5 protein-coding genes are annotated in these 5,723 nt (G+C 75.7%); all 5 read right to left on the bottom strand.

The window, feature by feature from the left end; all coding sequences use genetic code 11:
• Positions 1-31: 31 nt before the first annotated feature.
• Positions 32-778 carry a hypothetical protein gene (locus ACFU6K_RS29545; protein ID WP_380668119.1) on the bottom strand — a complete coding sequence of 249 codons (747 nt, stop codon included), beginning with the start codon at positions 776-778 and terminating at the stop codon, positions 32-34.
• A gap of 3 nt (positions 779-781) precedes the next feature.
• Entirely contained in the window at positions 782-1,579 is a 798-nt protein-coding gene (locus ACFU6K_RS29540) for an SDR family oxidoreductase (protein ID WP_380668117.1), read from the bottom strand.
• Positions 1,576-2,439 (bottom strand): TauD/TfdA family dioxygenase, encoded by an 864-nt coding sequence (locus ACFU6K_RS29535; RefSeq protein WP_380668115.1) that lies wholly within the window; start codon positions 2,437-2,439, stop codon positions 1,576-1,578. Before ACFU6K_RS29535 ends, ACFU6K_RS29540 begins: the two co-directional genes overlap by 4 nt.
• A 12-nt stretch (positions 2,440-2,451) precedes the next feature.
• The gene (locus ACFU6K_RS29530) at positions 2,452-3,708 is read right to left on the bottom strand and encodes an aspartate aminotransferase family protein (protein WP_380668121.1); all 1,257 of its coding nucleotides are present in this window, start codon (positions 3,706-3,708) and stop codon (positions 2,452-2,454) included.
• Positions 3,709-3,719: 11 nt separating this feature from the next.
• On the bottom strand, positions 3,720-5,723 hold a 2,004-nt coding region (locus tag ACFU6K_RS29525; protein WP_380668113.1), incomplete at its 5' end, for an SDR family oxidoreductase.

Raw genomic sequence — 5,723 nt, 5'->3', positions numbered from 1 at the left:
GCCCGGGACGCGAGCGGGCGACCGGCAGCGGTCAGGCCCCGGCTTCCCGGTGCCGCCACCGCACCGGGTCCGTGGCTCCCGCCACGCCCGCCGCGGTCCGGGCCGGCGCCCGGTAGCCCTCCGTGGCGAGCACCAGCATCTCGTTCTCCCCCGGCCGGAACTCGTAGGCCACCCGCTCCACCCGGCTGGGGACGCCGAGGTCCGCCAGTTCCTCGCGCAGCGGCTCCAGCCCGGGGTAACGCTCCCGTGTGTCGTACACCATCAGCGGGAACACCCGGACCTCGTGCCGGGCCACCCGGGCGAGCTCCAGCAGGGCCGCCCGGTGGAAGTGCTCGTCCAGCCGGTTGCCGTAGGAGAACAGCAGGTGCGAGCTGAGCACCAGGCCGAAGGAGTCGTCGGCGAAGGGGAGTTCGGGCAGCGAGCCGGCCACGTAGCGGTCCGGGCGGGCGGCGATGTCGGCGCGGAAGTCCCGGGCGCTGGCGGTCCACCGGCGGATCATGTCGTCCGCGTCGGCGTACCAGGACCACACGTGGTCGGCCGTCTCCTTCAGCAGCCGCTCGCGCTTGAAGCCGGTCTCCCGCTCCACCAGCCGGCCCAGCTCCTCGCGGTGCTCGGCGTACTGCCGGTCGACGGCGACGGCGTCGATGCCGCGCCGCCCGGCCTCCGCCACGAAGCTCGCCGCGCCGGCCGGGCAGTCCAGGACGCGCTGCTCCAGGTCGCGTTCGGTGAGCGCGAACATCGCCCGGTACTCCGCGAAGGAGCGTGCGCTGACCAGCACAGCTCACCCCCGTCCGACGAACGGCATGGTGGTCGGCAGCACGACCAGGGACTGGATGGTGGTGTCCGGCGGCTGCGAGGCCATCAGCACCAGGGCCTCGGTGAAGCGGTCCACCGGGATGGTCGCCTCGACGGCCATGGTCCGGTCGGCCTGCATCGCGGCCGGCTGCGGGCCGCCGTCCACCGGGGTGACGTTGCCGACGTCGATCTGCCCGCAGGAGATGCCGTACGCCCGGCCGTCCAGCGCGAGCACCTTGGTGAGGCCGAGGACGGCGTGCTTGGCGGCGGTGTACGCGATGGAGTTGGGGCGCGGCACGTAGGCCGAGGGCGCGCCGTTGTTGATGATCCGCCCGCCCTGCGGGGTCTGGGTGCTCATCACCCGGAAGGCCTCGCGGGCGCAGAGGAAGCCGCCGGTGACGATGGTGTCCAGTACCCGGTTCCAGTCCTCGAACGGGGTCTCGGTGATCGGCCGGCGCGGGGCGGCGGCGCCCGCGTTGTTGAACAGCAGGTCCACCCGGCCGTAGCGGTCGAGGACGGTGTCGAAGAGCCGGGCGACCTCCTCCGGGCTGCGGATGTCCGTCGGGACGGGCAGCACCCGGGCGGCTCCGGGCCCGGCCAGGGCGGCGGTCTCCTCCAGCGCGTCCTTGCGCCGCCCGGCGACGGCCACGGTCCAGCCGGCCGCCAGCAGGGCCAGCGCCGAGGCCCGGCCGAGGCCGCTGCCCCCGCCGGTGACGATCGCCACCCGCCCGTGCGGCGCCGGCACGCCGCCGCCCTCGCCTGCTGTGGTCACGGCTGTGGTCACGGCGTCCACTCCTCCCCCTCGTTCACCCAGATCCGCAGCATCCGCCGGGAGTACGGCCCCGGCTCGTCGATGAACGGCGAACGCCCGTGCAGCACACGGCTGTTGCGGATGATCAGCAGGTCACCGGCGGCCATCGGCAGCCCGAAGGCGATCTCCGGCCGGTAGAGCACCTCGTCCAGCACGCCGAGCGCCTCCCACTGACGGTCCGTCAACTCCGGTCCGCCGCGGTCGGGGGACGAGCGGACGGTGCGGGTCTGGTAGTAGCACCCGATCGTCCCGTCCTTGCGGTCGTACAGGATCGGGGTGACCACCACCTGCGGGCCGGCTCGGCCGCTGCGGTCGAAGGTCCACTCCTCGCGGAGCGTGGCCAGCGCGTCCGGCCGCTCCCGCTCGATCAGGTCGTGCACGTGCCGGGCGCTCGCCAGCTTGGTCAGCCCGCCGCCGTCGAAGGCGGGCCGCAGGCAGAGCAGGACCAGCAGGTCACAGGTGTCGCAGTGGAAGCCGAGCTCGGTGTTGCCGTCGCCGTCCTGGTCGTGCAGCACCGAGGTGAGGTCGCCGCGCCCGTTCTGCGGGACGATCCGGCCGAAGTCCCCCAGCAGGAAGGAGAGCACCTCGGTGATCTCCTGCTCCGGGCGGGTCGGGTCCACCAGGCCGCTCACATGGGTGATGCCCACCGAGTCGGCGGCGTTCCGGACGAACTCCCGCAGCCGGGTCCGCACCTGTTCGCCCGCGCCCCACTGTCCGGCCCGCGCGTCGGCCCAGAGCAGCCGCCGCTCCCGCTCCTCCAGCGGGAGCGACCAGAGCTCCCGCCGGGCGTCCAACTCCAGGCTGCTCCAGCCGATTTCGGTCACCGCGTCCATGTCCTCTCCTCCCTACCGGCCGCCGGCCGCGACGGCCTTCGCCCACAGTTCCAGGCCCTCGTCGATCTGTTCGGCCGTGACGACCAGCGCGGGGATCATCCGGACCGTGTTGAGGTGGATCCCGCACAGCAACAGCAGCAGGCCGTGCTCGGCCGCGGCCTGCTGGGCCCGCCGGGCCGCCTCCGGGTCCGGGGTGCCGTCCGGGCGGCAGAACTCGCTGGCGGCCATCAGCCCGAGCCCGCGGACGTCGGCGATCCCGGGCGCCTCGGCGGCGACCGCCCGCAGCCCGGCCAGCAACCGGGCGCCCTGCTCGGCCGCGTTCTCGACCAGCCGTTCCTCGCGCAGCACGTCCAGGGTCGCCAGGGCGGCGGCGCAGGCCACCGGGTTGCCCCCGTAGGTGCCACCCTGCGAGCCGGGCCAGGCGCGCCCCATCAGCTCGGCGGGCGCGGCGATCGCGGACAGCGGGAAACCGCTGGCCAGGCCCTTGGCGGTAATCAGGATGTCGGGGCGCACCCCTGCCTCGTACTGGTGGGCCCAGAACCGGCCGGTGCGGCCGAAGCCGGTCTGCACCTCGTCCACCACCAGCAGGATCCCGTGCCGGTCGGCCCGCTCGCGCAGCCCGGCCAGGAAGCCGGGCGGGGCCGGGACGTAGCCGCCCTCGCCGAGCACCGGCTCGACGAACATCGCGGCCGTCTCGGCGGGCGCGGAGACGGTGGCGAGCACCTCGTCCAGTCCGCGCAGGGCGTGCGCCACCGCCTCGTCCTCGGACAGCCCGAGCCGGAACGCGGCCGGGAAGGGCGCCACCGCGACCCCGGGCATCAGCGGGCCGATACCGGCCCGGAACCGGGTGCCGGCCGTGGTGAGCGAGGCCGCGCCCATGGTGCGGCCGTGGAACGCGCCCTCGAAGACGATCACGTTCGGGCGCCCGGTGGCGTGCCGGGCGAGCCGCAGCGCGGCCTCCACCGCCTCGGTGCCGGCGGTGGCGTAGAACAGCGAGTCCAGGCCGGACGGCAGCACCTCGCCGAGCCGCTCGGTGAGCGTGAGCAGCTGGTCGTGCAGCACGGTGGTGTACTGCCCGTGGATCAGTCGGCCGGCCTGTTCCCGGACCGCCTCGACCACCCTCGGGTGACAGTGGCCGGTGCTGGTCACCCCCACGCCGGAGGTGAAGTCGAGGTGGCGGCGGCCGTCGGCGTCGTAGAGGTGGAGTCCTTCGCCGCGTACGGCGACGACCGGGGTGGCCTGCTTGAGCGCCGGGGAGAGCTGGGACACGGGGCCTGCCTTCACGGGTTGGTCCTGCCTTCACGGATGTCGTCTCGGGTGTCGTGACCGGCGCCGTCGCGGACGTCGTCACGGGTGCCGTCACCGGTGTCGTGACCGACCTCGTCACGGACGTCGTCACGGGTGAGCGGGGTCGGGCCGACGGGCGGCAGGTAGCCGGCCTCGGCGGCCCAGGAGAGCGCGGCCGACCACCACCGCGGGGTCGGCGCGGCGAAGCGCACGCCCAGCCGGTCGAGCACCGCGGTGGTGTACGAGCTGTCCACCAGGACGCGGCGCTCCTCCTGCGCCGCCCAGGCCGCGGCCACCCGGGCGGCCGTCGGGTGGCGGCGCTCGGCCCGGGCGAGGGCGGCCGCGAAGGCCGCCTCGTCGGTGAGCCGTACGGGGTAGCCGTGCCCGGCCAGCCACCGCACCAGCTCGTCGTGCGGGACGGCGTGCGGCGTCTCCACGTGGTACGCGCCGGGCGCGGCGTACGGGTCGAGGGCGATCGCGGCGATCCCGGCGGCCACCGTGTCCACGTACGAGAACGCGAAGGCGGTGCCCGGTCGGCTCGGCGCGGCGCCGGCCAGCAGGTAGCCGCGGAGCAGCTGGTAGATCCGGTTGTCGCCGGCGTTGGCCTGGAACGCGCCGGTCCGGCTGTGCGCCGCGATGTGGCCGCTGCGGTGCAGGTAGGCGGCGTGCCCGCGGGCGGCCCAGGCCCGGACGGCCTGCTCCGCGCGGTACTTGGTCCGCTCGTACGGGGTGCGGAAGTGCTGGCCGATCTCCAGGTCCGCCTCGCTGAAGCGGCGCGGCGGGCCGTCGACGCCGCCCGAGACGGCCAGCGTGGAGACGTGGTGGACCCGGGCGTCCGGGGCGTGCTCCCCGACCCAGTCGAGCAGTCGGCGCACCGCCGTGTGGTTGGTGCGCTCCAGCTCGTCGGGCGAGGCCACCAGTCGGACGTCCGCCGCCGCGTGCACCACCAGGTGGGCGCCCCGGGCGTGTTCCAGTGCGGACGGGGAGAGGCCGAGGCCGTCCCGGTCGATGTCCCCGGCGAGCGCCCGGGCCTGCCGGACCGCTCCCGCCGCGCCCGCCGCGCCGGTGCCGAGCCGCCTCAGCGCCTCGGCGTCGTCCGCGGCCCGCACCAGGCAGGTGACCTCGGCACCGCGCGCCAGGAAGGCCGCCAGCAGGTGCCGCCCGAGGTAGCCGGTGGCGCCGGTGAGCAGTACCCGGGCGGGTTCGCGCACCGTCGCCCGGGCCATCGGGGCGACGCCGGGGTGCAGCAGCTGGCCGGAGGTGGACAGCGGCGCCCGGACGGGCGGTGCGGCCTCCGGTGCCGCGGCGTCGGCCCGGCTGACGACATCGGCCCGCGCCTCGGCCGCCACGGCGCGGGCGAACCGCCCGGTGATCGACTCGGCGGCGGGGTGCGGCAGGCCGGGCCGGCCGTACACCAGGTCGGCGACCAGCCGCTGCTCCACCACCCGTGCGGTGAGCCGCAGTTCGTACAGCGGGTCGCCGCCCGCGCAGCGGGCCGTACCGGCCTGTTCGGCGGCGACGGTCCAGTCCAGCGCGGGCTCCCCGGGCAGCCGGAAGGTGCCGAGGAAGTTGAAGCCGACGGCGGGCCGTTCGCCGGGCCCGTCCATCGGCCGGACGGGCGCCTCGCGCAGCCGCCGGGCCACGGTGTCCGGGGTGGCCCCGGCGTCCAGTTCGACGTGCTTGACGGCGGTGAACCAGCCGACGGTGTCCAGGAATTCGCCCGGGTCGCCGACCGCGTCCCGGCCGTGGGTCTCGACCTCCACGGCGAGCCGGGGGCGGCCGCTGTCGCCGGTGACGGCCTCGGCGAAGGCGGCCAGCAGTACGGCCTCCAGCCCGGCACCGGCACCGTGCCGGGCGATCAGCCGGGCGGTGGCGTCCGGGCCGAGCGCCCAGCTGAGCGCGGCGGGCTCCTCGACCTCCCCGACCTCCCCGGCTTCCCCGGCTTCCCCGACCTCCACGGCCTCACCCGCCTCCCCGACCTCCCCCGCGTCCCCGGC

Origin of the sequence: Kitasatospora sp. NPDC057512, assembly GCF_042802135.1 — a bacterium.
GTDB lineage: Bacteria > Actinomycetota > Actinomycetes > Streptomycetales > Streptomycetaceae > Kitasatospora.
The sequence above is the reverse complement of the archived record's forward strand: the minus strand, read 5'-3'. Positions and strand labels throughout refer to the sequence as shown.